The organism is Roseateles sp. AC306, from assembly GCF_979253795.1.
Genome location: NZ_CEEDEB010000007.1, coordinates 114,170 through 138,335, shown reverse-complemented (window position 1 = coordinate 138,335; position 24,166 = coordinate 114,170). Strand labels below are relative to the sequence as shown.

Annotated in this window: 22 protein-coding genes; 14 read left to right on the top strand and 8 right to left on the bottom strand. The window is 69.2% G+C overall.

The features are described from left to right. Positions 1-2: 2 nt before the first annotated feature. The 3 genes from miaA to mutL are packed head-to-tail and all read right to left on the bottom strand — an operon-like array spanning position 3 to position 4,162. Entirely contained in the window at positions 3-929 is a 927-nt protein-coding gene (gene miaA / locus AC0IZJ_RS15740) for a tRNA (adenosine(37)-N6)-dimethylallyltransferase MiaA (protein ID WP_471851481.1), read from the bottom strand. After that, positions 914-2,290 carry a pseudouridine synthase gene (locus AC0IZJ_RS15735; protein ID WP_471851479.1) on the bottom strand — a complete coding sequence of 459 codons (1,377 nt, stop codon included), beginning with the start codon at positions 2,288-2,290 and terminating at the stop codon, positions 914-916. The genes miaA and AC0IZJ_RS15735 overlap by 16 nt, the downstream gene beginning before the upstream one ends. A 12-nt stretch (positions 2,291-2,302) precedes the next feature. Beyond that, complete coding sequence (gene mutL / locus AC0IZJ_RS15730; RefSeq protein ID WP_471851476.1) at positions 2,303-4,162, bottom strand: DNA mismatch repair endonuclease MutL; 1,860 nt, start codon at positions 4,160-4,162, stop codon at positions 2,303-2,305. A gap of 57 nt (positions 4,163-4,219) precedes the next feature. On the opposite strand from mutL, the gene AC0IZJ_RS15725 reads away from it, so the two are divergent. From AC0IZJ_RS15725 to AC0IZJ_RS15705, 5 genes are all read left to right on the top strand, one after another. Continuing rightward, entirely contained in the window at positions 4,220-4,867 is a 648-nt protein-coding gene (locus tag AC0IZJ_RS15725; RefSeq protein ID WP_471851474.1) for a DedA family protein, read from the top strand. A 63-nt stretch (positions 4,868-4,930) separates the two neighbouring features. Further along, the gene (locus AC0IZJ_RS15720; RefSeq protein WP_471851471.1) at positions 4,931-8,317 is read left to right on the top strand and encodes a S41 family peptidase; all 3,387 of its coding nucleotides are present in this window, start codon (positions 4,931-4,933) and stop codon (positions 8,315-8,317) included. Beyond that, positions 8,317-9,684 carry a cache domain-containing protein gene (locus tag AC0IZJ_RS15715; protein ID WP_471851468.1) on the top strand — a complete coding sequence of 456 codons (1,368 nt, stop codon included), beginning with the start codon at positions 8,317-8,319 and terminating at the stop codon, positions 9,682-9,684. Before AC0IZJ_RS15720 ends, AC0IZJ_RS15715 begins: the two co-directional genes overlap by 1 nt. Then, positions 9,681-10,307: a response regulator transcription factor gene (locus AC0IZJ_RS15710; RefSeq protein WP_471851465.1), complete on the top strand. Its 627-nt coding sequence runs from the start codon at positions 9,681-9,683 to the stop codon at positions 10,305-10,307. The genes AC0IZJ_RS15715 and AC0IZJ_RS15710 overlap by 4 nt, the downstream gene beginning before the upstream one ends. A gap of 481 nt (positions 10,308-10,788) precedes the next feature. Then, complete coding sequence (locus AC0IZJ_RS15705; protein WP_471851463.1) at positions 10,789-11,781, top strand: DUF6081 family protein; 993 nt, start codon at positions 10,789-10,791, stop codon at positions 11,779-11,781. 22 nt (positions 11,782-11,803) lie between these two features. Here AC0IZJ_RS15705 and AC0IZJ_RS15700 read toward each other — a convergent pair whose 3' ends face one another. Beyond that, positions 11,804-12,205: a hypothetical protein gene (locus AC0IZJ_RS15700; RefSeq protein ID WP_471851460.1), complete on the bottom strand. Its 402-nt coding sequence runs from the start codon at positions 12,203-12,205 to the stop codon at positions 11,804-11,806. Positions 12,206-12,445: 240 nt separating this feature from the next. Between AC0IZJ_RS15700 and AC0IZJ_RS15695 the strand changes: the two genes are divergently transcribed. Together AC0IZJ_RS15695 and AC0IZJ_RS15690 are read left to right on the top strand one after the other, a co-directional pair. Continuing rightward, entirely contained in the window at positions 12,446-14,512 is a 2,067-nt protein-coding gene (locus AC0IZJ_RS15695) for a carbon starvation CstA family protein (protein WP_471851457.1), read from the top strand. Further along, positions 14,505-14,705 carry a YbdD/YjiX family protein gene (locus tag AC0IZJ_RS15690; RefSeq protein WP_471851455.1) on the top strand — a complete coding sequence of 67 codons (201 nt, stop codon included), beginning with the start codon at positions 14,505-14,507 and terminating at the stop codon, positions 14,703-14,705. The genes AC0IZJ_RS15695 and AC0IZJ_RS15690 overlap by 8 nt, the downstream gene beginning before the upstream one ends. Positions 14,706-14,711: 6 nt before the next feature. Here the strand turns inward: AC0IZJ_RS15690 and AC0IZJ_RS15685 are convergent, their stop codons facing one another. Then, positions 14,712-15,515: an EAL domain-containing protein gene (locus AC0IZJ_RS15685; protein ID WP_471851452.1), complete on the bottom strand. Its 804-nt coding sequence runs from the start codon at positions 15,513-15,515 to the stop codon at positions 14,712-14,714. Between the two features lie 61 nt (positions 15,516-15,576). Continuing rightward, positions 15,577-16,578 carry a MerR family transcriptional regulator gene (locus tag AC0IZJ_RS15680; RefSeq protein ID WP_471851450.1) on the bottom strand — a complete coding sequence of 334 codons (1,002 nt, stop codon included), beginning with the start codon at positions 16,576-16,578 and terminating at the stop codon, positions 15,577-15,579. A gap of 104 nt (positions 16,579-16,682) precedes the next feature. Here AC0IZJ_RS15680 and AC0IZJ_RS15675 point away from each other — a divergent pair, with 104 nt between their 5' ends. From AC0IZJ_RS15675 to AC0IZJ_RS15655, 5 genes are all read left to right on the top strand, one after another. After that, complete coding sequence (locus tag AC0IZJ_RS15675) at positions 16,683-17,747, top strand: NAD(P)/FAD-dependent oxidoreductase (RefSeq protein WP_471851448.1); 1,065 nt, start codon at positions 16,683-16,685, stop codon at positions 17,745-17,747. After that, entirely contained in the window at positions 17,747-17,914 is a 168-nt protein-coding gene (locus AC0IZJ_RS15670; protein WP_471851446.1) for a DUF2256 domain-containing protein, read from the top strand. Before AC0IZJ_RS15675 ends, AC0IZJ_RS15670 begins: the two co-directional genes overlap by 1 nt. Further along, complete coding sequence (locus AC0IZJ_RS15665) at positions 17,907-19,454, top strand: cryptochrome/photolyase family protein (protein ID WP_471851443.1); 1,548 nt, start codon at positions 17,907-17,909, stop codon at positions 19,452-19,454. The genes AC0IZJ_RS15670 and AC0IZJ_RS15665 overlap by 8 nt, the downstream gene beginning before the upstream one ends. Positions 19,455-19,536: 82 nt before the next feature. Then, positions 19,537-20,235, top strand: a complete 699-nt coding sequence (locus tag AC0IZJ_RS15660; protein WP_471851440.1) for a phytanoyl-CoA dioxygenase family protein — start codon at positions 19,537-19,539, stop codon at positions 20,233-20,235. Continuing rightward, positions 20,232-20,567, top strand: a complete 336-nt coding sequence (locus AC0IZJ_RS15655) for a hypothetical protein (RefSeq protein ID WP_471851437.1) — start codon at positions 20,232-20,234, stop codon at positions 20,565-20,567. Before AC0IZJ_RS15660 ends, AC0IZJ_RS15655 begins: the two co-directional genes overlap by 4 nt. Before the next feature lie 13 nt (positions 20,568-20,580). On the opposite strand, the gene AC0IZJ_RS15650 is transcribed toward AC0IZJ_RS15655, so the two are convergent. Together AC0IZJ_RS15650 and tsaE are read right to left on the bottom strand one after the other, a co-directional pair. Next, complete coding sequence (locus AC0IZJ_RS15650; protein WP_471851434.1) at positions 20,581-21,945, bottom strand: N-acetylmuramoyl-L-alanine amidase; 1,365 nt, start codon at positions 21,943-21,945, stop codon at positions 20,581-20,583. Continuing rightward, a complete protein-coding gene (gene tsaE, locus AC0IZJ_RS15645) occupies positions 21,942-22,418 on the bottom strand; it encodes a tRNA (adenosine(37)-N6)-threonylcarbamoyltransferase complex ATPase subunit type 1 TsaE (protein WP_471851432.1) in 477 nt (158 codons plus the stop codon). Before tsaE ends, AC0IZJ_RS15650 begins: the two co-directional genes overlap by 4 nt. On the opposite strand from tsaE, the gene queG reads away from it, so the two are divergent. Both queG and AC0IZJ_RS15635 read left to right on the top strand, forming a co-directional pair. Continuing rightward, the gene (gene queG / locus AC0IZJ_RS15640) at positions 22,413-23,549 is read left to right on the top strand and encodes a tRNA epoxyqueuosine(34) reductase QueG (RefSeq protein ID WP_471851429.1); all 1,137 of its coding nucleotides are present in this window, start codon (positions 22,413-22,415) and stop codon (positions 23,547-23,549) included. The two genes, tsaE and queG, sit on opposite strands and share 6 nt — an antisense overlap. Beyond that, positions 23,546-24,145 carry a chalcone isomerase family protein gene (locus AC0IZJ_RS15635; RefSeq protein WP_471851426.1) on the top strand — a complete coding sequence of 200 codons (600 nt, stop codon included), beginning with the start codon at positions 23,546-23,548 and terminating at the stop codon, positions 24,143-24,145. Before queG ends, AC0IZJ_RS15635 begins: the two co-directional genes overlap by 4 nt. Positions 24,146-24,166 lie beyond the last annotated feature (21 nt).

Genomic DNA, 24,166 nt, shown 5'->3' with positions numbered 1-24,166 from the left:
TTTCAACCGAGCAGTCGTTGGAGACCGGCGAGCAACTCGGCAATCGGCTGCGGCCCGTCGCAGGCGATGACGCGGCGCTGCGGCATGCTGCGCAACCAGGTGACCTGGCGCTTGGCGAGCTGGCGGGTGGCGGCGATGCCACGTTCGCGCAGGTCGGAGAAGTCGCCGGTGTCCAGCGCCTCCCAGGTCTGCCGGTAGCCGACGCAGCGCATGGACGGCAGCGCCAGGCTCAGGTCGCCCCGGGCACGCAGGGCCTTGACCTCGTCGACGAGGCCACCCAACAGCATCACGTCGAAGCGCTGGGCCAGCCGCGCATGCAGCCAGGCGCGGTCGGCGGGTTCGAGCGAGAACAGCGGCCAGTCCACGCCTTCGTCGCGCGTCGCGGCGTGCAGCACGCTCAAGGGCTGGCCGGTCAGGCGGATGACCTCCAGCGCGCGCTGGATACGCTGGCTGTCGCCCGGCGCCAGGCGTGCGCCGGTCTCGGGGTCAAGGCTTGCCAGCTCGGCGTGCATCGCCGGCCAGCCGCGCTCGGCGGCCTCGGCGTCGATGGCCGCGCGCAACTCGGCATCGGCCTGGGGCAGCGTGGAGAGGCCGTCGAACAGCGCCTTGAAATACAGCATCGTGCCGCCCACCAGCAGCGGCAGCTTGCCGCGCGCGCTGATGTCGGCGGCCAGACGCTTGGCGTCACGCACGAACTCGGCGGCCGAGTAGCTGTCGGTCGGGTCGAGGACGTCGATGAGGTGATGCGGCACCGCCGCCTGCTCGGCGGCCGTGGGCTTGGCCGTGCCGATGTCCATGCCGCGATACACCAGCGCCGAGTCGACGCTGATGATCTCGACCGGCAGCACCTCGGCGATGGCCAAGGCTGCTGCCGTCTTGCCGCAGCCCGTCGGGCCAGCCAAACAAATGGGGCTCAGAACTTTTCCCATGGCGCGAGGTAGCGCCACTGCCCAACCGGCAGATGGCCCAGCGGAATGCGGCCGATGCGCACGCGCTTCAGGCCCACGACCTTGAGCCCGACCAGCTCGCACATGCGGCGGATCTGGCGCTTCTTGCCCTCGCGCAGCACAAAGCGCAGCTGGTGCTCGTTCTGCCAGCTGACCTTGGCGGGCTTCAATTCCTCGCCGTCCAGCGCCAGGCCGTGATTGAGCAGCGCGAGCTTGTTGTTCGACAGCGCGGCATTGGGCAACGTGCCTTCGGGCACGGGGTCGGCACCGGGCAGGCCGACGTACTCGACGCGGACGAGGTACTCCTTCTCGACGTCGGAGTCGTCACCGATCAGCACGCGGGCGATGCGGCCGTCCTGGGTCAGCACGAGCAGGCCGGTGGAGTCGATGTCCAGCCGCCCGGCCGGGGCCAGGTTGCGGTGGTGGCCGGCGTTGGGCTTGATGCCGGAGGCGTCTTCCGCCCAGCGGTTCTCGGGCCGGAAGAGCACGGCCGCCGGCTCGTAGCCGTCCTCGGCCTGGCCGGAGACGTAGCCGATGGGCTTGTGGATCAGCACCGTGACAAGCCCGGCTTGCTGGTTACGCGCGGCGGGGTCGATGTCGATCTGCACATCGGGGCCGACGCGCTGGCCGAGCACGGCGACCTTGCCGTTCACGCGCACCCAGCCGGCGGCGATCCACTCGTCCGCTTCACGGCGCGAGGCCAGCTTGAGCTCGCCCATGCGCTTGGACAGGCGCTCGCCGTCTTCGGGTGCGACTTCGCGGGCTGGGTTGTGGCGCTGCTGCGGGCGGGCTGGCGGCTCGAAGTTGGGGCCACGGTTGGCGACGCGGCGCTGGTCGACGCGAGGCGGGCGGTCGTCGCGTGGGCGGTCGCCGGGGCGCTCGTCGCGGTGCTCGTTGCGGCGCACCGGTTCGCCGCCTTGGGCGTGTTGGGCGCGCTGCGGCGGGCCGTCCGGGTTGAAGCCACCGGGGCCACGCGGTCCACCCGGGCCACCCGGGCCACCCGGCCTCGGGCCAGGGCGGCCTTGGCGCTCGTCGCGCGGCCGGTCGGGGCGCTGCTCGTCGCGGCGGAAGGGTTCGCTGCGCTGCTGCGGGCGGTCCTGCTTGAAGCCGCCTGGCTTGGGCCGTGCAGGGCGATCGTCGCGCATCGGCGCTGGACGTTCGTTGCGTTGCGCTTGTGTCTTCTGGAACTCCGCCTCGCGCTCGGCCCGTTCGGCCTGCGCCTTGGCCAGCGACGGGCGGGGCTTGGAGACGCCCCTGCCGCGCACCGGCGCACGCTTCTCGCCCTCGGCGTTGCGGGTCTTGGCGGCGGGCTTGGGCTTGCCCTTGAGTGTGATGGTGGCCATGTGGTTTGTGCCTCAACGGCCTCTCAGGAAAAGGGCGTCCAGCTCGCGCATGTCGAGCTGGCGCCAGGTGGGGCGGCCGTGGTTGCACTGGTCGGCGCGTTCGGTGGTTTCCATGTCGCGCAGCAAGGCGTTCATCTCGTCGATGTTGAGCTGCCGGTTGGCGCGCACGGCGCCGTGGCAGGCCATGGTGGCGAGGATCTCGTGCTGGGCACGTTCGAGCACGGAGCTGGCGTCGAACTGGGCCATCTCGGCCAGCAGCTCGCGGGTCAGCGCGACGAGGTCGCTGGCCGCGAGCAAGGCAGGGCGCGAACGCACGGCCAGCGTGCGGGTCGACAGCGGCGAAACGTCCAGGCCGAGTTTGTTGAGCGTGTCGGCATGCTGCTCGGCAGCGGCCACTTCCTCGGCCGTGGCGGCAAAGCTGACCGGGATGAGCAGCGGCTGGCTCTCGATGGCCGTCGAGCCAAGCCTGGCCTTGAGCCGCTCGTAGACGACGCGCTCGTGGGCCGCGTGCATGTCGACGATGACCAGACCCTGCCGGTTCTCCGCCAGGATGTAGACGCCCTGGATCTGCGCGATGGCGCGGCCGAGCGGCCAATCGTCCGTTTTGGACAACTCAGGCAGGTCGAGCAGCGGTGCCGGGCGGGTGTCCGGCAACGCCGTTTGGACGACCGCTTTTGCGGGCTCCCACAGCGCCTCGTGCTGCACCAGCGATAGCCGCACCTGCTCGGCCGTGGCCGGCACCGGCGGTACATAGCTGGACGAGGGCTGGTAGCTCTGGCGCGGCTCGGACACGTAGAGCGTGGCCGGCATCGTCGCCTCGAAGCCCAGCGGCGCCATGGCGGACTCGACGGCGGCGGCATCGGCGCGGGACTGGGCCAGCGCATCGATGAAGGCGCGACGCACGGACTGGTGGATGGCGCGGCCATCGCGGAAGCGCACCTCGATCTTGGTCGGGTGCACGTTCACGTCCACCAGCTCGGGCGCGATCTCGATGAACAGCACATAGCAGGGCTGGCGCTGGCCGTGCAGCACGTCCTCGTAGGCCGAGCGGATGGCGTGGCTGATGAGCTTGTCGCGCACGTAGCGGCCGTTGACCCAGACGTATTGCTGGTCGGCCCGCGAACGCGCGGCTTCGGGCAGGCCGGCGCGGCCGGTCAGCGCCAGCGGCCCGGCGCTGTATTCGAAGGGGCGACTCTCGGCGCTGAAGTCCTCGCCCAGCACGTCGGAGATGCGCTGCTCGCTGGAGGCGGCGCGCCACTGGTCGACGAGCTTGCCTTCATGCCAGATCGCAAAGCCGACGTCGGGCCGCGCCAGCGCGTGGCGGCGCACAGCCTCCACGCAGTGGGCCAGCTCGGTCGAGTCGGTCTTCAGGAACTTGCGGCGGGCGGGCGTGGAAAAGAACAGCTCGCGCACCTCGACGCTGGTGCCTCGCCCGCGGGCGGCAGGTTGCAGCTCGCCGCTGCGGGCGTCCAGCCGGTGGGCGTGGGCGTCGGCGCCGGTGCGGCTGGCGATGGCCATGTCGGAAACCGACGAGATCGCCGCCAGCGCCTCGCCACGGAAGCCCATGGTCGCAACGGATTCGAGGTCGTTCAGGCTGCCGATCTTGCTGGTGGCATGGCGCTTGAGCGCCAGCGGCAGCTGATTGACCGGGATGCCGCAGCCGTCGTCCTCCACGACGATGGCGCGCACGCCACCGGCCATCAGCTTGACCTGGATGCTCTTGGCGCCGGCGTCCAGTGCGTTGTCCACCAGCTCGCGCACCACCGAGGCCGGCCGCTCGACGACCTCACCGGCAGCGATCTGGCTGATCAGCTCGTCGGGCAGTTCGCGGATGGCGCGGGGAGCGGGGACCTCAGGCAGGGGGGAATCCATCGCGGCGATTATCGTTTCCCCCGAGACGTCACAAAGTCGCCGGGATAATGCGCCGCCATGGACCTGCTGCATTTCCTCATCGACTTCATCCTGCACGTGGACAAGCACCTGGCCACCTTCGTCGCCGCCTACGGTGCCTGGGTCTACGCGCTGCTCTTCCTGATCATCTTCGTGGAGACCGGCGTCGTCGTGATGCCCTTCCTGCCCGGGGACTCGCTGCTCTTTGTCGTCGGCGCGATGTGCGGCGTCGGGCTGATGGACCTGTGGCTGTCCATGGGCCTGCTGACCGTGGCGGCCATCGCCGGCAACCAGTGCAACTACGCCATCGGCCGGCATTTCGGGCCGCGCGTCTTCCAGTGGGAGAACTCGCGCTTTTTCAACAAGGCGGCGTTCGACAAGGCCCATGCCTTCTACGAGAAGTACGGCGGCTTCACGCTGATCGCGGCCCGCTTCATGCCCTTTCTGCGCACCTTCGCGCCCTTCGTGGCCGGCGTCGCGCGCATGACGCGCAGCAAGTTCACGTTCTACGACGTGACCGGCGGCCTGCTCTGGGTCTGCGGCATCATTCTCATCGGCTACGTGTTCGGCAACGTGCCCTGGGTCAAGGCCAATCTGGACAAGATCATCTGGGCCATGATCCTGATTCCGGGCGTGCTCGTCATCGCTGGCGGCATCAAGAGCCGCTTCAAGCGGGCACCCGGCTGACTTTCGGGCGAGTGCCCCGAGGGGCACTAGAGTCGCGGGCTCTGCGACCAATCGGAGATCCCGATGACCCTGACTCGACTCGCTCTGGCCCTGGCTTGGATGACCTCCAGCCTGGCCCAGGCTGCCGAACCGACGCTGATGCTGCGTCAGCCCGCCGTCTCCAAGGACCACCTCGCCTTCGTCTACGCCGGTGACCTCTGGCTGGCCGACCGCAGCGGCGGCAACGCCAGGCGCCTGACCAGCCACGCGGCCAGCGAGTTCGCGCCGCGCTTCTCGCCGGACGGCCGGCAGATCGCCTTCTCGGCCAGCTACGACGGCAACACCGATGTCTACGTGATCGGCCTGGACGGTGGCCAGCCGAAGCGCCTCACCTGGCATCCGACGGCGGACGTCGTCAGTGGCTGGAGCCCGGACGGCAAGCGCGTGCTGTTCGCCTCGCCGCGCGAGGTGCTGAACAACCGCAGCAACCAGCTCTACGAGGTCAGCCTGGACGGCGGCTACGAGAAGCAGGTCATGAAGGCCGTGGCCTATGAGGGCGCGTGGTCGGCAGACGGCAGGCAGCTGGCGTACCGACCCTACAACGCGGCCTATGCCGGCGTCAGCGGCTGGCGCCAGAGCCGGGGCGGCTCGACGCCGCCGGTGTGGATCATGGATGTGGCCAGCCAGAAGTGGCAGCAGATCCCGCACGTGAACGCCAGCGATTCGGCGCCGGTGTGGTCGGGCGGCGAGGTGGTGTTCATCTCGGACCGCGATGGCGAGACCAAGGGCACGGCCAATCTCTTCGCCTTCAACCCCGCCACCCAGGCGTTGCGCCAGCTCACGAAGGAGACGCAGTGGGACGTGCGCAGCGTCGACGCCGTCGGCACGACGCTGGTCTATGAATCGGGTGGCCGCATCAAGCAGATCGAGCTTGCTGGCGGTGAGCCGCGCGTGCTCGATATCCAGCTCGCCAGCACCGCCCCGCAGGTGCGCCCGCAGTGGAAGGACGCCGGCAAGGCGGTCACGTCGGCGCACCTGTCGTCCACCGGCAAGCGTGTGGTGGTGAGCGCGCGTGGCGAAGTGTTCACGGTGCCCGTCAAGGACGGCAGCGTGCGCAACCTGACCGAGACGGCCGGCGTGCGCGAGAAGGACGCGCTGTGGAGCGCCGACGGCAAGCAGATCGCCTACATCTCCGATGCCCCCGGCATGCGCCACGAATTGGTGTTGCAGGCGCAGACCGGCCTGGGCGCCAAGGAGCGCATTGCCTTGCCCCGCGATGGTTATTTCACGCTGACGGACTGGTCGCCCGACGGCCAGCAGCTGGTGCTGCAGGACAACCACCTCAACCTCTACCGGCTCAGCCTGGCTCCCGGCGCCAAAGCCGGTTCTCGCGGCCAGCTCGTCAAGATCGCCACCGACGTTCGTCGCCTGGGCGCCGACGGCTACGCCGTGGCCTTTTCGCCGGACAGCCGCTGGCTGGCCTACACGAGCTCGGGCGACAACTACTTCGGCCGCATCTCGCTGCACGAGATCGCCACGGGCCGCAGCCACGCCGTGACCGACGGCCTGGCCCACGCCGGCAACCCGACGTTCTCGGCCAAGGGCGACCTGCTGTACTTCACCGCTTCCATCAACTCCGGCCCCGGCCAGGTCGGCCTGGACTTGTCCACCCAGGAACGCCCGCGTCGCGCCGGCCTCTACGCCGTCGTGCTGGCCGCCGACGGCAAGTCGCCGCTGGCGCCCAAGGCGGGCGACGAGGATGGCAAGAAGGACGAAAAAAAGGACGAGACAAAGGACGAAAAGAAGGACGACGAGCCCAAGAAGGACGACGCCAGGAAGGACGACAAGAAGGCTGACGCCAAGAAGGACGAGAAGAAGGACGACAAGAAGCCCGAGCCCGCCAAGCCGACCAAGGTCGACCTCGATGGCCTGATGGACCGCGTCGTCGCCCTGCCGGTGGCCGAGCGCAACTACGACAACCTGGCCGTGGCCTCCGACGGCGCGCTGTTCTACCTGCAGCGCCCGCAACCCGGCGCCAGCACCGAGGCACCGCAGGCCGAGAAGCGCGCGACCGCCGAGCTGTGGCGCTTCGACTTCGAGGACCGCAAGGCCAAGATGCTGCGCACCGGCATCGCCGAGTTCTCGCTGAGCGAAGACCACAAGAAGCTGCTGCTGACGATGGCTGGCGGCAAGCTGGAGGTGGGTGACGCCAACGACAAGGCCGAGAGCAAGGCGCTGGACCTCGCCGGCCTGCGCGGCCGCGTCGACCCGCGCGCCGAGTGGAAGCAGATCTTTGACGAGGCCTGGTGGATGGAGAAGGAGTTCTTCTACGACCCCGGCATGCACGGCCTGAACTGGCAGGCCGTCTACGACCGCTACCTTCCTCAGCTGGCCCATGTGCAGCGCCGCGAGGACCTCAACGACCTGATCGTGCAGATGATTGGCGAGCTGCAGGTCGGCCACAACCGCGCGGGCGGGGGCGATGTGCATCAGGAGACGCCCGTCGCCGTCGGCCTGCTGGGTGCTGACTTCACGGTCGAGCAGGGTCGCTACCGCATTGCCAGGCTTTACGCCGGTGACCGCCTCAACCCCAACCTGCGTTCGCCGCTGAGCGTCGCCGGCCTGGGCGTGAAGGAGGGCGACTTCATCCTCGCCATCGGCGGCCATGAGCTGGACGACAAGACCAACCTGTACGCGCTGCTGGAGAACACCGTCGGCAAGCAGGTGGTGCTGAGCATCGCCAAGGATGCCGCCGGCAAGAGCCGCCGCGACATCACGGTTGAGCCCATCGCCAACGAGAGCCTGTTGCGCCGTTGGGCGTGGATCGAAGGCAACCGCAAGAAGGTGCTGGAAAGGAGCGGCGGCCGTGTCGCCTATGTCTACATGCCCGACACGGGCGGGCAGGGCTTCGAGCACTTCAACCGCATGTTCTTCGCGCAGGTCGACAAGCAGGCGCTGATCGTCGACGACCGCAAGAACGGCGGCGGGCAGGCGGCCAACTATGTGACCGAGCTGCTGGCGCGGCCTTACCTCGGCAGCTGGAAAGACCGCGACGGTCTCGTCTTTGACACGCCGGGCGGCGCCATCTACGGCCCCAAGGCCATGCTGGTCGACCAGGACGCCGGCTCGGGCGGCGACTTCATGCCCTACGCCTTCAAGCGTGTGGGCCTGGGCCCCCTCATTGGCAAGCGCACCTGGGGCGGCCTGATCGGCATCTCCGCCAACCCGCCGCTGATCGACGGCGGTTTCCTGACCGTGCCCTTCTTCCGCTTCTACACACCGGAAGGCGAGTGGCGCATCGAGAACGAGGGCGTGGCGCCGGACATGGACGTCGAACTCGACCCGGCGGCCGTCAACCGGGGTGAGGACACGCAGCTCGATGCAGCGATCGCCGATGTGCTGAAGCGGCTGGAGGGGTGGAAGCCGATTCAGCGCAAGTCGGCACCCGCGGCGGCGACGCTGGGCCGTTGATGAAAGCCTGGGCGGCCCTGTCACTGCGGGGCCGCCTCTTTCTGCTTGCACTGCTGCCCCTGCTGACCTCGCTGGCGCTGATCGCACTGGCCGTGCGCCAGCAGGAAAGCGAGCTGGCCGCCCGCGAACATGCGCTGGTGCGTGCCAGCTACATGGACGCGCGCCGCACCGAGCTCAAGCACTACGTCGACCTGGCCGTCAGCACCGTCAAGCCGCTGCTGGGGCAACCCGGCGGGCCGGAGAAAGCGCTGGCCATCCTGTCCTCGCTGGACTACGGCCCGGACGGCTACTTCTTCGTCTACGCGCTCGATGGCCGCGTGCTGATGCACTCGCGCCAGCCCGAGCTGATCGGGCAGAACCTGTGGGAATTGCGCGATCCCAAGGGCCGGCCCACCATCCAGCAGCTGATCGCCCAGGCCAAGGCCGGCGGCGGCTATGTCGAGTACCTGTGGCGCAAGCCGTCCAGCAGCCTGCTCGCGCCCAAGCTGGGCTACGTCGTCGCCGTGCCGGAGTGGAACTGGATGCTGGGCACGGGCCTGTATCTGGACGGCATCGAGGCGACGATGACCGAACTGGAGCGCGGTGCGCGCCAGAACATCACGGCGACCATGCTGTGGGTGGGTGCGGTGGCCGTTTTCGGCGTGGCCCTCATCAGCGCGGGCGCCCTGGCGCTCAATCTCAGCGAGCACCGCAGCGTCGAGGCCAAGCTGCGCGCCTTGGCCCGCGAGGTGGTGCAGAGCCAGGAGGACGAACGCGGCCGCCTGGCCCGCGAACTCCACGACGGCGTCAGCCAGGCGCTGGTGGCCACCAAGTTGCTCATCGAGTCGGCCCAGCAGGAGCCGGCCAGTGCCGAGCGCTTGCAGGCGCTGGCGCTGAAGCGGCTGAACAGCACGCTGGCCGAGGTGCGCCACCTGTCGCATGCGCTGCGCCCGGCGCTGCTGGACACGCTGGGGCTGCCGGCCGCGCTGCAGCACCTGGCCGGCGAGTTCGACGCAGCCGGCGGCACGCACTTCTCGGCGCTGATCGAGGGGGAAGAGGTCGGCCTGCCCGAGGCCGTCAACACGGCGCTCTTCCGCATTGCCCAGGAGGCGCTGAACAACGCCGCCCGCCATGCGCATGCCACGGCGGTGACAGTGACGCTGCGCTTCGAGCGCAACGGCGGCCTGACGCTGGAGGTGGCCGACGACGGCCAGGGTTTCGACGCCGACGCCGCCCAGGCCGTGGCCGACCGGGGCCTGGGCCTGCGCAGCATGCGCGAGCGGGCCGACGCGCTGGGGGCCCGGCTGAGCTTGGTCGCGGCGCCTGGCGTCGGCGCCAGGCTCGCGGTCAAACTATCGGCCGCAGACCTCGCCCGCGCCTCCGCATGACTTCAACCCCCATCCGCATCCTGCTCGTCGACGACCACCCCATGGTGCGCGAAGGCCTGGTCGCGCGCCTGGCCGCCGTGCCCCGCTTCGAGGTCGTCGGCGAGGCGGGCCACCGCGTCGAGGCGCTGGAGCAGCTCGCCCGCACGGCGCCCGATGTCGTGCTGATGGACGTGGGCCTGAAGGACGTCAACGGCATTGCGCTGGCCGCCGAGATGCTGACCGCCCAACCGGGCGTCAAGCTGCTGATGTTCAGCATGTACGACAACCCTGAGTACGTGCAGCGCGCGTTGCAGGCCGGCGCGCGCGGCTATGTGCTGAAGGACGCGCCGGCCACCGAGATCGTGTCGGCCATCGACGCCGTGGCAGCGGGTGGCACCTTCCTGAGCGCCGCCGTTTCGGGCCGGCTTTTTCGCGGCCAGGCGCCCAAGCCGGTGCTGACGCCGCGCGAGAGCGAGATCCTCGCCAAGCTGGGGCAGGGCGCGTCGAGCAAGCAGATTGCGCGCGACCTCGACCTGTCCGTTCGCACCGTCGAAGCCCACCGGCAGAGCATCAAGCGCAAGCTCGATCTGGAGGGACAGGCGGAGCTGATCCGGTATGCGGTGGAGCATGGGCGTGAGCGGTGAAACCTGCGGTGGACGCCGGTCGACCTGAACGCTGACGCAAGGTTCGCCAACCCGAGACGTGCCAGCCCAACCTCGGGCAGCTGACATAAGGCAGGCGCATCGGCAGTGCATCGGGCACAGGCTGGAGCAGGGCGCCCGGGCCGCGCCAATTCGCTGAACGGTCGAGCGCGCAACGTTCCAAGCCTGGAAAGCCGCGCAATCTACCCGCCTCATCCTCAATCGGCATGTCGAAACGCCGCCGCGCTGGTGGAAACGTGAGTGCCGCCAGCGGCGCCTTGCCCAAGCATCGCCCAAGCGACGCAGATCGCCGGCGCGGGACGTGAGGTCCCTGCGCACCAACCCATTCATCAGGGCGGATTCATTCATCGAGGTACGGGAAATGCACCAAGGCCAGGCACGAGTTCGATTCACCCCGCATGAAGTGGGCAACCGCAGTGGGCGGCCACGGCGCGCGGTCCTGGCGTTCGGAGCCGCCCTTGCGTTGGCTGGGCCAGCCTGGGGCGCCACCACGGTCTACGACGACTTCGACGCGCCCGGCTATTCCCTCGCCAGCTACGACGCGAAATGGGTCAACCCCTATGGCCTGGGCGAGATGGCGCTCACGGACACGCGCAATGTCTCAAACGGCAACTTCTCGATCAAGGCGTCCGTGTTCAAGACCGGCTTCGACTTCAGCGTCTACGACCATCTGAAGTACATCGCGACCAGCACGCAGTCGTTCGCCGTGCCGACCGGCGGCTCGCTGACCTTCTCGTCCACCATCAACGCCACCGCCTACAACACTCAGGCGGCCGGTCGCCTGATCAGCGGCAGCTACGTTCAGAGTGGCGCCCCGTATTCGGCGCTGGCGCTCGAGGGCCAGCAGGCCGGCGCGGTGATGAACATGATCGACTTCTCCACCGGCCAGCTATTCGACTGGTTCATCTCCGGCTCGACAGCGTTCGCGCTCATCGAGCGGCTGCCCTCGGCGGTCACCAATCCGGCGTTGCAGCCCGGCGACGCGGGCTATGTCGGCATCGACAAGATGTACACGCAGATCATCAAGCAGGTGCAAATCGGTGCCGGCCCGCACGAGGTGTCCATCACCTACAGCGACTCAGGCAGCGTGAGCTACTTCCTGGATGGCGGCCTGGTCTCCACGGTCGACCAGGTCGGCGTGCCGCTGGACCAGCGCGGCGAGGTGTGGAGCGGCGCCTATCCGTCCTACGGCGCGGGCGAACTGCTCGCCGGCAAGATCAACAGCCTGACCATCGGCCATGGCCTGTTCAGCCTGCTGGACGCCTTCCCCTTCCAGCATCCCGACCGCCCCGACCTGGCGGTCTCCATTCCGGTCTCGGAGCGCCTGTTCGGCCAGGGCATGGACGCGACCTTCGACAACTTCACCGTCACTGCCGTGCCCGAGCCAGGCAGCTGGGCGATGCTGGTGGCGGGCATGGGCCTGGTGGGCCTGGCTGGGCGTCGGCGCCGCACGTAGCTGGCGCCGAAGACCCGGCCGTTCAACGCCCTCGCTGCGGGCCGTAGCTGTCGCGGTCACGATCCCGGTGGTCATGCCGGTCGTGCCGGTCGTGCCGGTCATGGCGGTCGTGATCGCGATGGCCATCCCAACGGTCGTTGCGGCGATCCCAGCGACGGTCGTGGTAGGAACGCTCGTAGACCACCCGCGGAGCCGGCGCGTAGTACACGTCGCGCTCGTACCTCGGTGCAGGCGCATAGCGCACGACCGGTGCCGGGCTGTAGTAGACGGGTGCCGGCTCGGCGTAATACCTCGGGGCGTTGGACACGACGAAGTCGGCCGGCGGCAGGCTGATGCCGATGGACCAGCTGGTGCCGGCCTGGGCGGCGGTGGCGCCGAGCAGGGCAGCGCCGGCAATCAGGGTGGCAAGGATGGGACGAAGCATTTGGAACCTCCTACGAGGCCGAAACGGCCGGCCTGCGATGCCTGAACAACGGCGCAGCCGGCGCGGCGTTGACGGCCGGGCGGATGGGATTCGTAAAGTTCTGTGGCCTGGGTTGACCCTTAGGTGATCCCGCGCGCCTGACCCGCGTGGCATGGACGATGTGGCGGGACCCCGGATTGCTGAGACTTCCGCCACGGCCAGGCGTCCTTTTCGAGACGCGCGCCGCAACGGAGACAAACCATGCTGAACCTTCGCCGCCACCTCCCCTGGGCGGGCGTTGCCATCCTCGGCGCCGTGTCCCTCGCCACCGTGGCCCTGAGCCGCGGCGAGACGATCAGCGCGCTGTGGGTCGTCGCCGCCGCGCTGTGCACTTACCTCATCGCCTACCGCTACTACAGCCTCTTCATCGCCGACAAGGTGCTGGGGCTGGACCCGAATCGGCAGACGCCCGCCTGGAAGTTCAACGACGGGCTGGACTACGTGCCCACCAACAAGCACGTGCTCTACGGCCACCATTTCGCGGCGATTGCCGGTGCCGGCCCGCTGGTGGGCCCGGTGCTTGCTGCACAGATGGGCTATCTGCCCGGCCTGCTGTGGATACTGGCCGGCGTCGTCTTTGCAGGCGCGGTACAGGACTTCATCGTTCTTTTCATTTCCACGCGGCGTGACGGCCGGTCCCTCGGCGACCTCGTCAAGCAGGAGATGGGCACGGTACCCGGGCTGATCGCGCTGTTCGGCGCCTTCATGATCATGATCATCATCCTGGCGGTGCTGGCGCTGATCGTCGTCAAGGCGCTGGCCGATTCGCCCTGGGGCCTGTTCACGGTGGCGGCGACGATCCCCGTCGCGCTCTTCATGGGCGTCTACCTGCGCTACCTGCGCCCGGGCCGCATCGGCGAGGTGTCGGCGATCGGCTTCGTGCTGCTGATGGCGGCCATCTTCGGCGGCCAGTGGGTCAGCGAGAGCCCGACGCTGGCGCCCCTCTTCACGCTGGAGCCGACCACGCTCGTCTGGCTGCTCGTCGGCTACGGCTTCGTCGCCGCGAGCATCCCGGTCTGGCTGCTGCTGGCGCCGCGCGACTACCTCAGCACCTTCCTGAAGATCGGCACCATCATTGCGCTGGCCATCGGCATCGTCATCGTCGCGCCGCCGCTGAAGATGCCGGCGCTGACGCAGTTCGCGTCCGGAGGCGGCCCCGTCTGGGCGGGCAGCCTGTTTCCCTTCCTGTTCATCACCATTGCCTGCGGCGCGGTGTCGGGCTTCCACGCGCTGATCTCGTCCGGCACCACGCCCAAGCTGCTCGACAACGAGTCCAACGCCCGTTACATCGGCTACGGCGGCATGCTGGCCGAGAGCTTCGTCGCGGTGATGGCGCTGGTGGCGGCCTCGTGCATCGAGCCGGGCGTCTACTTCGCGATGAACAGCCCGGCAGCGGTCGTCGGCAAGGACGCAGCGACGGTCGCGCAGACGCTGTCGACCTGGGGCTTCGTCGTCACGCCCGAAATGCTCACGCAGGCCGCGTCCGACGTCGGCGAGAAAACCATCCTGGCCCGTGCCGGCGGCGCGCCGACGCTGGCCGTCGGCATGGCCGAGATCCTGCACCAGGTGGTGGGCGGCAAGGCCATGATGGCTTTCTGGTACCACTTCGCCATCCTGTTCGAGGCGCTGTTCATCCTGACCGCCGTGGACGCGGGCACCCGCGCCGGGCGCTTCATGCTGCAGGACCTGCTGGGCAGCTTCGTGCCGTCCATGAAGCGCACCGAGAGCTGGGTCGCCAACCTCGTCGCCACCGGCCTGTGCGTGGCCACGTGGGGCTATTTCCTCTACCAGGGCGTCGTCGACCCGCTGGGCGGCATCAACACGCTGTGGCCGCTGTTCGGCATCGGCAACCAGATGCTGGCCGCCGTCGCGCTGATGCTCGGCACGGTGGTGCTGTTCAAGATGAAGAAGGACCGCTACGCCTGGGTCACCGTGCTGCCGGCGGCCTGGCTGCTGGTGTGCACGATGACGGCCGGCTGGCTGAAGATCTTCTCGGCCGACCCCAAGCTTGGCTTCCTCGCCCATGCCGACAGGTACGCCGCTGCCATTGCGGAAGGCAAGGTGCTGGCACCGGCCAAGACGCTGGCGGCGATGGAGCGCGTGGTCTTCAACGACCGCCTGGACGCGGCGCTGTGCGTGCTCTTCATGGGCGTGGTCATCAGCGTGCTGATCTACAGCATCAAGACCATCCGGGCGGCGCGCCAGACGCCCAACGTCACGGCGCAGGAAACGGCCTTCGTGCCGCTGCCGGCGGGCCAGCATGCTTGAGAAGCGCAACCTGGCCCAGGCGGGCCGGTACCTCACGCAGAGCCTGCGCCTGATGGTGGGCGTGCCGGACTACGGCACCTACCTGGCCCACCACCAGGCCACGCACCCGGAGCGCGCGGCCATGAGCTATGAGGAGTTCTTCAGGAACCGGCAGACCGCGAGGTACGCGTCGCGCACCGGCAAGTGCTGCTGAGCGACGTCAGGCGACGGGCCAGTTGACGGCGTCTGCCCGTGTCAGCGCGCGGAACGCCGGGCGACCGAACAGGTAGCCCTGCATCAGCGTCACGCCCTCGCTGAAGAAGAAGTCGCGCTCGCCCGCCGTCTCGACGCCCTCGGCGATGACCTGGATGCCCAGTTCCTCGCAGATGCGCACCATGCCGCGGGCGATCGCCTGGCGCGCCTTGCTGGTATCCACGCCGCGCACCAGGGCCATGTCGAGCTTGATGATGTCGGGCCTGAAGTCGGCCAGCAGCGTCAGGCCGGCGTAACCGGCGCCGAAGTCGTCGATGGCGGTCAGGAAGCCGCAGCGCTGGTATTCGCGCAGGATGGCGGCCAGCCACGGGCCGTCCTCCACGCGTTCGCCCTCGGTCACCTCGAAGATGATGCGTTCGGTCGGGAAGCCGTGCGCGCGAGCAGCCTCCAGCGTCGAACGGATGCACACCTCCGGCTTGTAGACCGCATTGGGCAGGAAGTTGATGGACACCCGTTCCGCCATGCCCAGCTGCGCGGCCGTCTTGATGGCCTTGACGCGGCAGGCCTGGTCGAAACGGTAGCGATTGGCCTCGTTGACCTGCGCCAGCACCGACATCGCGCCCTCGCCCTGGGGCCCGCGCACCAGCGCCTCGTGCGCAAAGACGCGCTCGCTCGCCATGTCGACGATGGGCTGGTAGGCGTAGTCGAACTGGAAGCCGAGTCGCTCCGCATCGCCGCAGCCGCCGCAGTCGTGCGGCGTATCGCTGGCAAGAGGAATGAAGTCGGACGGTTGCGGCTGGCTGGCGGTCATTTCCGTTCTGCGGGCGCAGGAAGTCATGCAGGCCGCGCTATTTTCCAACGGCGCGGGCCGGTCAGCGCGGCAGCAGCAGGCCTTCGTGCAGCGCCACATGCTCCAGCGCCGCCTCGAGGCTTGCACGGCAGCCGGCAGCGACCCGGCCGAGATGCGCGTGCAGGTCGGCGTCGGCCGCGTTGCGGTGCAGGCAGTCGGCGCTGTAGGCCTCGAAGTGCGACAGCTGCACCAGCAACTCCACCAGATGGCGCGGGCACTCGCACGCGATGGTGGAGGACAGGCCGGCGAAGTCGGCCAGCGCGGCATCGCTCCAGCGGCGTGTCGCTGCGAGCTGCGGTGCTGCCGAGGCGACCGGCACCGTCGTTTCGCAGGCCTTGATCAGGCTGCGCAGCCACTGGGCCAGCACAGCGTCGGGTTGGGGTTCGCGCAACAGCAGGGTGCCGCCGCAGGCAAGCGCGTCGCAGACGGCGTCGGCGGCAAAGCTGTACAGCACGGCCTTGGGCACGGCCGCAAGTGACGGTGCGGCGGTGTCGATTGCCTGTGCCCAGCCCGCATGCAGCTGCGGCTGATGGGCGAGCAGGGCATCCACGGCGTCATCACCCACGGCCGCGGCCGCCTGCGCCGCATTGTCGAAAGGTCCCAGCAAGTGCACCGCCGCCCCGAGTTGCCGTAGCAGCGCCGGGCGGCGCAATCGGGCGCCCAGTGCCGCGCCGATCACCACCAGCCTTACCGTCCGGGCGGGCGGCTGGCCGACCGCAGCCGCGCTACCGGCCGGCTGTGTGGCCGCGAGCGTGCTGGCATGGGTGGCGGCCACCTGCTGCAGTTGCACGATGTCGAGCGGTGCCAGGCTGCCGATGGCATGTCCCAGGTCGGTCAGCTGCTTGATGAGGGCAAGCCGGCGAACATCGTCCGCCGAGTAAAGGCGCTGGCCGCTGGGCGACAGCGCCGGCTGGGTCAGCGCGTATCGGCGCTCCCAGTTGCGCAGTGTGGCCACCGGCAGGCGCAGCATGCGCGCCACGGCGCCGCTGCGGTGAAGCGTTGGTGTGTCGTGCGGGTGCGGCATGTTGATTCGTCAGATGAATCGAGTTTGACGCGGATTATCAGAGTGAATTGGCCGTGTATTGCAGTGTGACCGACGATTGAATCGGTTTTGCGTACGATGCGTGCATGGCATCAACCGAAGTTCAACGCGTGGCGGTGATCGGCGCCGGCATCGCCGGAGCGATGTGCGCGCATGCCCTGGCACAGGCCGGACATGAGGTGCAGGTGTTCGACAAGGCGCGCGGGCCGGGCGGCCGGCTGGCCACGCGCCGCATGGCCTGGGTCGACCGGGCGGGTCAGCCCTGCACGACCCGGCTGGACCATGGCGCGCCGGGCATGACGGCGCATGCCGGCGCCTTCGGGGCGTTTGTCGACGAAGGCATGCAGGCCGGCTGGCTGGCCGAGTGGCGGCCGAAGCTGGCCGCAGGCAGCCTGCCGCCGGACGGCGACGCGTTGTTCCATGTGCCCGTGCCCGACAGCCCGGAGCTGTGCCGGCGCCTGTTGAACGGCGTGGCCGCCACGTGGTCGTGCGCCGTCGACAAGCTGCATTGGGCGGCGCCCGGCTGGCAGCTGGAAGCGGCCGGCCGGCGCCAGGGCGGGCCCTTCGATGCCGTGGTGCTGGCGCTGCCGCCCGCCCAGGCCGCGCCCTTGCTGGGCGCACACCGGCGCGACTGGGCCCGGCACGCCGCGCTGGCGCCCATGCAGCCCTGCTGGACGCTGATGGGCGTCGCGGCGGACGCATCCCCGCCGGCCTGGGCGCTGGCGCGGCCGCCCGCGGGGCCGCTGGCCTGGGTGATGCGCAACGACGCGCGGCCGGGCCGGGCGCGGGTGCCGGGCCAGGCGCATTGGGTCGCCCACGCAAGGGCAGGCTGGAGCCGCCAGCACCTGGAGCAGCCGCCCGACTGGGTACAGCAGCAGATGCAGGCCGCGCTGAGTGACACGCTGGGACAGCCGGTGGACTGGCTTCATTGCACCGTGCATCGCTGGCGATATGCGCTGCCGCAGGCGCGCCGCACGGCGCCGGGGGAATCGTTCTGGTGGGATGCCGCGCAGGGCCTGGGCGTCTGCGGCGACTTCCTCGGCGGGTCGGGCGTGGACGGCGCGTGGCTGTCCGCCCGCTCGCTGTCGGCGGCCATGCTGTTGGATGCGGCTCAAGCGGTCCCTGCCTGTCCTCCGGCCCAGGCCGCCTGATGCCACGCGAACGCAGTGGCTTTCGTGGCAACAAGGCTGCCTTGCCCAGCAAGCCTTGCGCGGCCTGCGGGCTGGCGATGGCCTGGCGCCGACGCTGGGCCGCCAACTGGGCTGAGGTGAAGTACTGCTCCGAGGCATGCCGACGCAAGGGTGCCACCCGTGACTGAACTGCGCACGCTCGTCATCGTGCTCGGCGACCAGCTCGACCTGGACGCGTCCGGCTTCGACGGCTTCGACGCCGCGACCGACGCCGTCTGGATGGCCGAGGTGGCCGAGGAGTCCACCCATGTCTGGTCCGGCAAGCCGCGCACGGCGCTGTTCATTGCGGCGATGCGCCATTTCGCGCTGGCCTTGCGCGGCGCTGGCCGCCCGCTTCACTACACGCGGCTGGAAGACGAGGGCAACCCCGGCTCGCTCGCCGCGCAGCTTCAGGCCGACATCGCGCGGCTGCGGCCCGCGGCGCTGGTGATGACGGCGCCGGGCGACTGGCGTGTGCTGCAGGCCATCAAGGGCGTCGCCCAGGCGAATGGCCTGCCGCTGGACGTCCGCGAGGACCGCCATTTCTTTGTCACCGTGCGTGAGTTCGCGGCCCATGCCAAGGGCCGCAAGTCGCTGCGCATGGAATATTTCTACCGCGAGCAGCGCCAGCGCCACGGCGTACTGATGCAGCACGGCCAACCCGAAGGCGGGCAGTGGAACTTCGACGCGGACAACCGCGAGGCCTTCGGCGCCGAAGGCCCGGGCGCCGTGCCGCCGCGCCTGGGCTTCGAACCGGATGCCGTCACGCGCGACGTGTTGGCCCTGGTCAACAGCCGCTTCGAGCAGCACCCGGGTCGGCTGGACAGGTTTGCGTGGCCGGTCACGCGTGCCCAGGCGCTGGAGGCCCTGCAGGCCTTCATCGCGCAGCGCCTGCCGCTGTTCGGCCGCTACCAGGACGCGATATGGCCCGACGACCCCTGGCTCTACCACTCGCATCTGTCGGCCGCGCTCAACCTGAAGTTGCTGAACCCGCGCGAGGTGGTCGCAGCCGCCGAAGCCGCCTACCGCGCGGGCCGGGCGCCACTGGCCAGCGTGGAAGGCTTCATCCGCCAGATCCTGGGCTGGCGCGAGTACGTGCGCGGCATCTACTGGACGCGCATGCCGCGCTACGCCGGGCTCAACGCCCTCGATGCGCACGAAGACCTGCCCGCCTGGTACTGGACGGGCGACACCAACATGGCCTGCCTGCGCGACGCGCTGGCGCAGACGCTCGAGCACGGCTACGCCAACCACATCCAGCGCCTGATGGTGACGGGCCTTTATGCGCTGATGCTGGGCGTCGAGCCGCAGCAGGTGCATGCCTGGTATCTGGCCGTCTATGTCGACGCCGTCGAGTGGGTGGAGCTGCCCAACACGCTGGGCATGAGCCAGTACGCCGACGGCGGCCTGATGGGCAGCAAGCCCTATGTCGCCACCGGCAAGTACATCCAGCGCATGAGCCCGCATTGCAAGGGCTGCCGCTACGACCCGGCGCAGCGCAGCGGCGACCGCGCCTGCCCGTTCACCACGCTGTACTGGGACTTCCTGATGCGCCATGAGGCGACGCTCGCGGGCAACCCCCGCATGGCGCTGCAGGTGAAGAACGTGGCGCGGCTGAGTGATGAGCAAAGGCAGGCGGTGCAGGAGCGGGCGGCGGAAATTCGGCGAGGGGAGGTCGGGCACGGATGAGGCCCTCACCCCACGCTGGCCGCCGCACGGGCGCGCATGGCCCGTCTGATGATGCTCGCACCCGGTGGTAAAACGCCGGCCCATGCCGGTTCTGAACGACGCTGCCTTGCCCGAAGGCTTTCGCCTTCTCCCTGGCCTGCTGGCGCCAGCGCAGCGGCAGGCCCTGGTTGCCGAATTGGCCACCCTGCCGCCCGGTACGGCAGGGCAGCGCGAGTTGCTCGAACAGCCTTGGTGCCAGGGGCTGGCGCTGTGGCTGCTTGGGTTGCCGCAGCTGCAGGACGCGCTGCCAGCCGAGGCCGTGGCGGTGCAGTGCACGCTGTTCGAGAAGTCGCCTGACCGCAACTGGCTGGTTACGCCGCATCAGGACCTGACCATCCCCGTTGCTGAACGCGTTGAGCATCCGCGTTTGTGCGGCTGGTCGGTCAAAGGTGGCCGGCATTTCGTGCTGGCGCCCGCCGAGCTGCTGGCGCAGATGGTGGCTTTGCGGGTGCATCTCGATGACGCGACCGAAGCCGATGGCGGTTTGCGGTTTGTACCGGGGTCGCATCTGCACGGGGTGCTCGGCGACGACGCGGCGCTAGCCTCGCGTGATCGCGTGGGCGAGGTGTCGGCAAACGCGCTGGCCGGTGACGGGCTGCTGATGCGGCCGCTGGTGCTGCATGCGTCGTCCAAGACGTCGGCGACAGGGCGGCGGCGCGTGCTGCACTTTCTGTTTGGGCCACAAGGCTTGCCGTACGGGCTGCGGTGGGCATCGACGGGCAGACGCAGCGTGCCGACATGAAGCTGCGTCGTGGCTACGGCGACTTCGTTGCCGGCCTGGCCTGCGCCTACGCGATGTTGGGCGCCGCCTATTTCGGCCTCTGGTCTTGCGGTAACTACGTTTGGAAAACCGAAGCCTTCAGGCTCTTCATGTGGGCATTGACACTTGCGGCGGTGCTGTTGCCCAGCCACAGGCTGCGGACCCTGCCGCGCAAGCTCTTGTTCCCACTCGCGCTGTGGGTGCTGTATGCGGTGGTTGAATCCGCCGTCTCCCCTTTCTATCCGGCGGCACCCGACAGCTGGCGTGCATATGTCGAAGACTTCCTGATCACGTTTTGGCACGGCCCGTGCTGACGCCTCGCGCGGCTCAAAGCGTCGTACTGCGCTTCCTCGCCATCGGCGGGTTCTTGCCAAAGTACTTCGCGATGCCAGTCGCCAGCGCGTCCACCAGCTGATCCTGATACGCCGGATCGCGCAGCTTCTTCTCCTCCTCCGGGTTGGAGATGAAAGCCGTCTCCACCAGGATGCTCGGGATGTCCGGCGCTTTCAGCACCGCGAAGCCGGCCTGCTCGACCTTGACCTTGTGCAGCTTGCCAATGCGGCCGATCTGGCCCAGCACCTCGCTGCCGAGCTTGAGGCTGTCCTTGATCTGGGCCGTGGTGCTCATGTCGAGCAGGGCGCGCAGCACGTTCGCGTCCTTGGTGGCCGCGCCGACGTTGACGCCGCCCACCATGTCGGCCGCGTTCTCCTTGTTGGCCATCCAGCGCGCTGCCGCGCTCGTGGCCGCGCCGTCTGAGAGGACGAAGACCGAGGCGCCGCGCGCCTGCGGTGTGAAGAAGGCGTCGGCGTGGATGGAGACGAACAGGTCCGCCTGCACGCGCCTGGCCTTGCGCACGCGCTCGTGCAGCGGCACGAAGAAGTCGGCATCGCGCGTCATCAGCACGCGGATGTTGGGGTTGGATTGCAGGCGCTCGCGCAGCTTCAGACCCACGGCGAGCACGACGTCCTTCTCGCGCAGGCCCGAGGGGCCGACGGCGCCGGGGTCCTCGCCGCCATGGCCCGGGTCCAGTGCGATGACGATGAGGCTGTCCATCGCGGCTGCTGCCGGTGGCTTGGGCTGGGGCGCCGGGGCCGGCTTGGGTGCGGCGGCGACGACGGGCGGCGGCGCAGGCGCAACAGGCGGCACGGCAGGGCGCTCAATCTTCTGGATCAGATCCTCCAGCGCGTCGTTGACGGCGCTGGCAGCCGCCTCGGCCCGGCGGGCGGCGGCGGGCGGCTTGTCGTGCTCCTTGACCAGGGCGACCATCGGGTCGGCCTCGACCTTGGGGTGCAGGTCCAGCACCAGGCGGTGTCTGTAGGCGGCCACGGGTGCCAGCGTGAACACCTGGGGCGCCGCAGGCTGCTTCAGGTCCAGCACGAGGCGCACCACGGTGGGCGTGTTCTGGCCCACGCGCACGCCGGCGATGTAGGGGTCGTCGGCCTCGACCTTGCCGATCAGCTCGCGCAGGCCCGGGCTCAGCGCCAGGCCGTCGATGTCGATGACGAGGCGGTGCGGCGAGTCGACGAGGAAGTGCTTGGCCACGAGCGGCTGGTCGGACTCGATGGTCACGCGCGTGTAGTCGGCCGCGGGCCAGACGCGCACGGCGACGATGCTGGCCTGGCTGCTGGCCGCCAGCGTCGTCGGCGCCTTGAGCAGCAGGGCGAGAACGCCGAGGGAAGCGCGGCGCTTCATGCCTTCAAGGCCTCGACGAGTCGGGCCGCGCCTGCCGCGCGCACACGGCGGCTGTCGTCGGCCATCAGCTCGATGAAGAGCTGCAGGTCGGCGGGCGGCAACTGGCCGGCGGCCTTCTCGGGCCATTCGCAGACCTTCAGGCCGGGTGCTGCGAAGACGTCGCGAAAGCCGGCGTCCTCCCACTCGCGCGGATCGCCGAAACGATAGAAGTCGAAGTGGCTGGCGGTGCTTCCGCCAGCCAGCTCATAACTCTCCATCACGGCGTAGCTCGGGCTCTTGATGCGGCCTTCCACGCCCAGCGCCCGCAGCAGCAACCGCGTGAAGGTCGTCTTGCCGGCGCCAAGCGGCCCGTGCAGTTCGATCAGCGCGTTGGGAGCGGGAAGCAAGGCCACCGCGAGCTTTTCAGCGGAGGCTTGGGCTGCAGCCTCGTCGGGCCACAGCAGTTCGGTTTCTAGAATCGCAGGCAAATGCAAGAGGTCCCGTCCACTGTCGATGCCACCGCGCTACTGGAGCGTTTGCGGGGCTGGGCTCGTGAGCTTGGATTCTCACAGATCGCCGTGGCCGACGTGGACCTCAGCAGCGCGGAGCCCGGCCTGCAGGCCTGGCTGGACGCCGGCCACCACGGTCGCATGCATTACATGGCCGCGCACGGCCTGAAGCGCGCGCGGCCGGCCGAGCTGGTGCCGGGCACGCTGCGGGTCGTCACGGCGCGGATGGACTACCTGCCGCAGGCGGCCGAGCCCGGCTGGCAAGCGGTCGAATGGTCGGGGCTGAACCGGCCCGAGCAGGCCCAGATCTCGCTTTACGCCCGGGGCCGCGACTATCACAAGGTGCTGCGCCAGCGCCTGCAAAAGCTCGCCGAGAAGTTGGCAGCCGAGGTCGGCCCGCTGGGCTACCGCGTCTTCACCGACTCGGCGCCGGTGCTGGAGGTGGAGCTGGCCACGCGCTCGGGGCTGGGCTGGCGCGGCAAGCACACCCTGGCGCTGCACCGCGAGGCCGGCTCGATGTTCTTCCTCGGCGAGCTCTTCATCGACCTGGCCCTGCCGTTGACCGAGGCCGTCAGCGCGCACTGCGGCGAATGCAGCGCCTGCATGGACGTCTGCCCCACAGCCGCCATCACCGCGCCCTACCGCGTCGACGCGAGGCGCTGCATCTCCTACCTGACCATCGAGCACGACGGCCCCATCCCGGTCGAGTTGCGGCCGCTGATTGGCAATCGCGTCTATGGTTGCGACGACTGCCAGCTCGCCTGTCCGTGGAACAAGTTCGCGCAGCGGGCCGTGCTGGCCGACTTCGACGTGCGCCCCGGCATGGCAGGCGCGCCGATTGCCACGCTGCTGGACTGGGATGAGAACGAGTTCCTGCGCCGCACCGAGGGCTCGGCGATCCGCCGCATCGGCTTCGCGCGCTGGCAGCGCAACCTGGCGGTCGCCGCCGGCAATGCGCTGCGCCTGCGTGACGACCCTGTGCTGCGAGCCGCCTTGCAGCGCGCGGGGCAGGGCGCCGATGCACTGGCGACAGAGCACATCGAATGGGCCTTGTCTGCGCCGGCGGCGTCTGCCGCGTTATCTTCCAGCCCGTTGTCCGTTGGAGCCCTTGAATGACCTTGTCCGTTCGCCGCCGCACCCTTGTTCTCGCCCTGGCCGCCGCCGCTGCCTTGCCGGTACAGGCGGTGCGCTACGACGGCCATGACTTCCCCGACACGCTGCAGCTCGGCGGCAGCACACTGGCGCTGAACGGCACCGGCAAGCGCCAGGTGGCCATCTATTCGCTCTACCTGGCCGCCCTCTACCTGCCGCAGAAGACCTCGTCGCCCGAGGCGATCTACGCCCAGAACGGCCCCAAGCGGCTGGAGATGCGCATCGTCATCCCGCTGGTGAAGGACGTGTCCGCTCAGGAGTTCGTCAAGGCCATCAACAAGGGCGTCAGCCGCAATTCCACCGAGGCCGAGAAGGCAGCGCTCGAGGAGCGCGTGAAGCAGTTCAACGCGGCCATCAGTGAAGTCGGCCGGGTGAAGAAGGGTGACTTGCTCGTCATCGACTATCTGCCGCCCCAGGGCACGGTCTTGACCGTCAACGGCAAGGTCTACGGCAAGCCCATCGAGGGCCAGGATTTCTACGCCGCCTTCCTCAAGGTCTTCATCGGCGATCACAACAGTGACGCCAAGCTGCGCGCCGGGCTGCTAGGCCAGCCGGGCTAGCATCGGCCGGCACAAATACCT

Coding starts and splice junctions, on each gene's coding strand:
- miaA (WP_471851481.1), bottom strand. CDS start 929: ATGGGAAAAGTTCTGAGCCCCATTTGTTTGGCTGGCCCGACGGGCTGC.
- AC0IZJ_RS15735 (WP_471851479.1), bottom strand. CDS start 2,290: ATGGCCACCATCACACTCAAGGGCAAGCCCAAGCCCGCCGCCAAGACC.
- mutL (WP_471851476.1), bottom strand. CDS start 4,162: ATGGATTCCCCCCTGCCTGAGGTCCCCGCTCCCCGCGCCATCCGCGAA.
- AC0IZJ_RS15725 (WP_471851474.1), top strand. CDS start 4,220: ATGGACCTGCTGCATTTCCTCATCGACTTCATCCTGCACGTGGACAAG.
- AC0IZJ_RS15720 (WP_471851471.1), top strand. CDS start 4,931: ATGACCCTGACTCGACTCGCTCTGGCCCTGGCTTGGATGACCTCCAGC.
- AC0IZJ_RS15715 (WP_471851468.1), top strand. CDS start 8,317: ATGAAAGCCTGGGCGGCCCTGTCACTGCGGGGCCGCCTCTTTCTGCTT.
- AC0IZJ_RS15710 (WP_471851465.1), top strand. CDS start 9,681: ATGACTTCAACCCCCATCCGCATCCTGCTCGTCGACGACCACCCCATG.
- AC0IZJ_RS15700 (WP_471851460.1), bottom strand. CDS start 12,205: ATGCTTCGTCCCATCCTTGCCACCCTGATTGCCGGCGCTGCCCTGCTC.
- AC0IZJ_RS15695 (WP_471851457.1), top strand. CDS start 12,446: ATGCTGAACCTTCGCCGCCACCTCCCCTGGGCGGGCGTTGCCATCCTC.
- AC0IZJ_RS15690 (WP_471851455.1), top strand. CDS start 14,505: ATGCTTGAGAAGCGCAACCTGGCCCAGGCGGGCCGGTACCTCACGCAG.
- AC0IZJ_RS15685 (WP_471851452.1), bottom strand. CDS start 15,515: ATGACCGCCAGCCAGCCGCAACCGTCCGACTTCATTCCTCTTGCCAGC.
- AC0IZJ_RS15680 (WP_471851450.1), bottom strand. CDS start 16,578: ATGCCGCACCCGCACGACACACCAACGCTTCACCGCAGCGGCGCCGTG.
- AC0IZJ_RS15675 (WP_471851448.1), top strand. CDS start 16,683: ATGGCATCAACCGAAGTTCAACGCGTGGCGGTGATCGGCGCCGGCATC.
- AC0IZJ_RS15670 (WP_471851446.1), top strand. CDS start 17,747: ATGCCACGCGAACGCAGTGGCTTTCGTGGCAACAAGGCTGCCTTGCCC.
- AC0IZJ_RS15660 (WP_471851440.1), top strand. CDS start 19,537: ATGCCGGTTCTGAACGACGCTGCCTTGCCCGAAGGCTTTCGCCTTCTC.
- AC0IZJ_RS15655 (WP_471851437.1), top strand. CDS start 20,232: ATGAAGCTGCGTCGTGGCTACGGCGACTTCGTTGCCGGCCTGGCCTGC.
- AC0IZJ_RS15650 (WP_471851434.1), bottom strand. CDS start 21,945: ATGAAGCGCCGCGCTTCCCTCGGCGTTCTCGCCCTGCTGCTCAAGGCG.
- queG (WP_471851429.1), top strand. CDS start 22,413: ATGCAAGAGGTCCCGTCCACTGTCGATGCCACCGCGCTACTGGAGCGT.
- AC0IZJ_RS15635 (WP_471851426.1), top strand. CDS start 23,546: ATGACCTTGTCCGTTCGCCGCCGCACCCTTGTTCTCGCCCTGGCCGCC.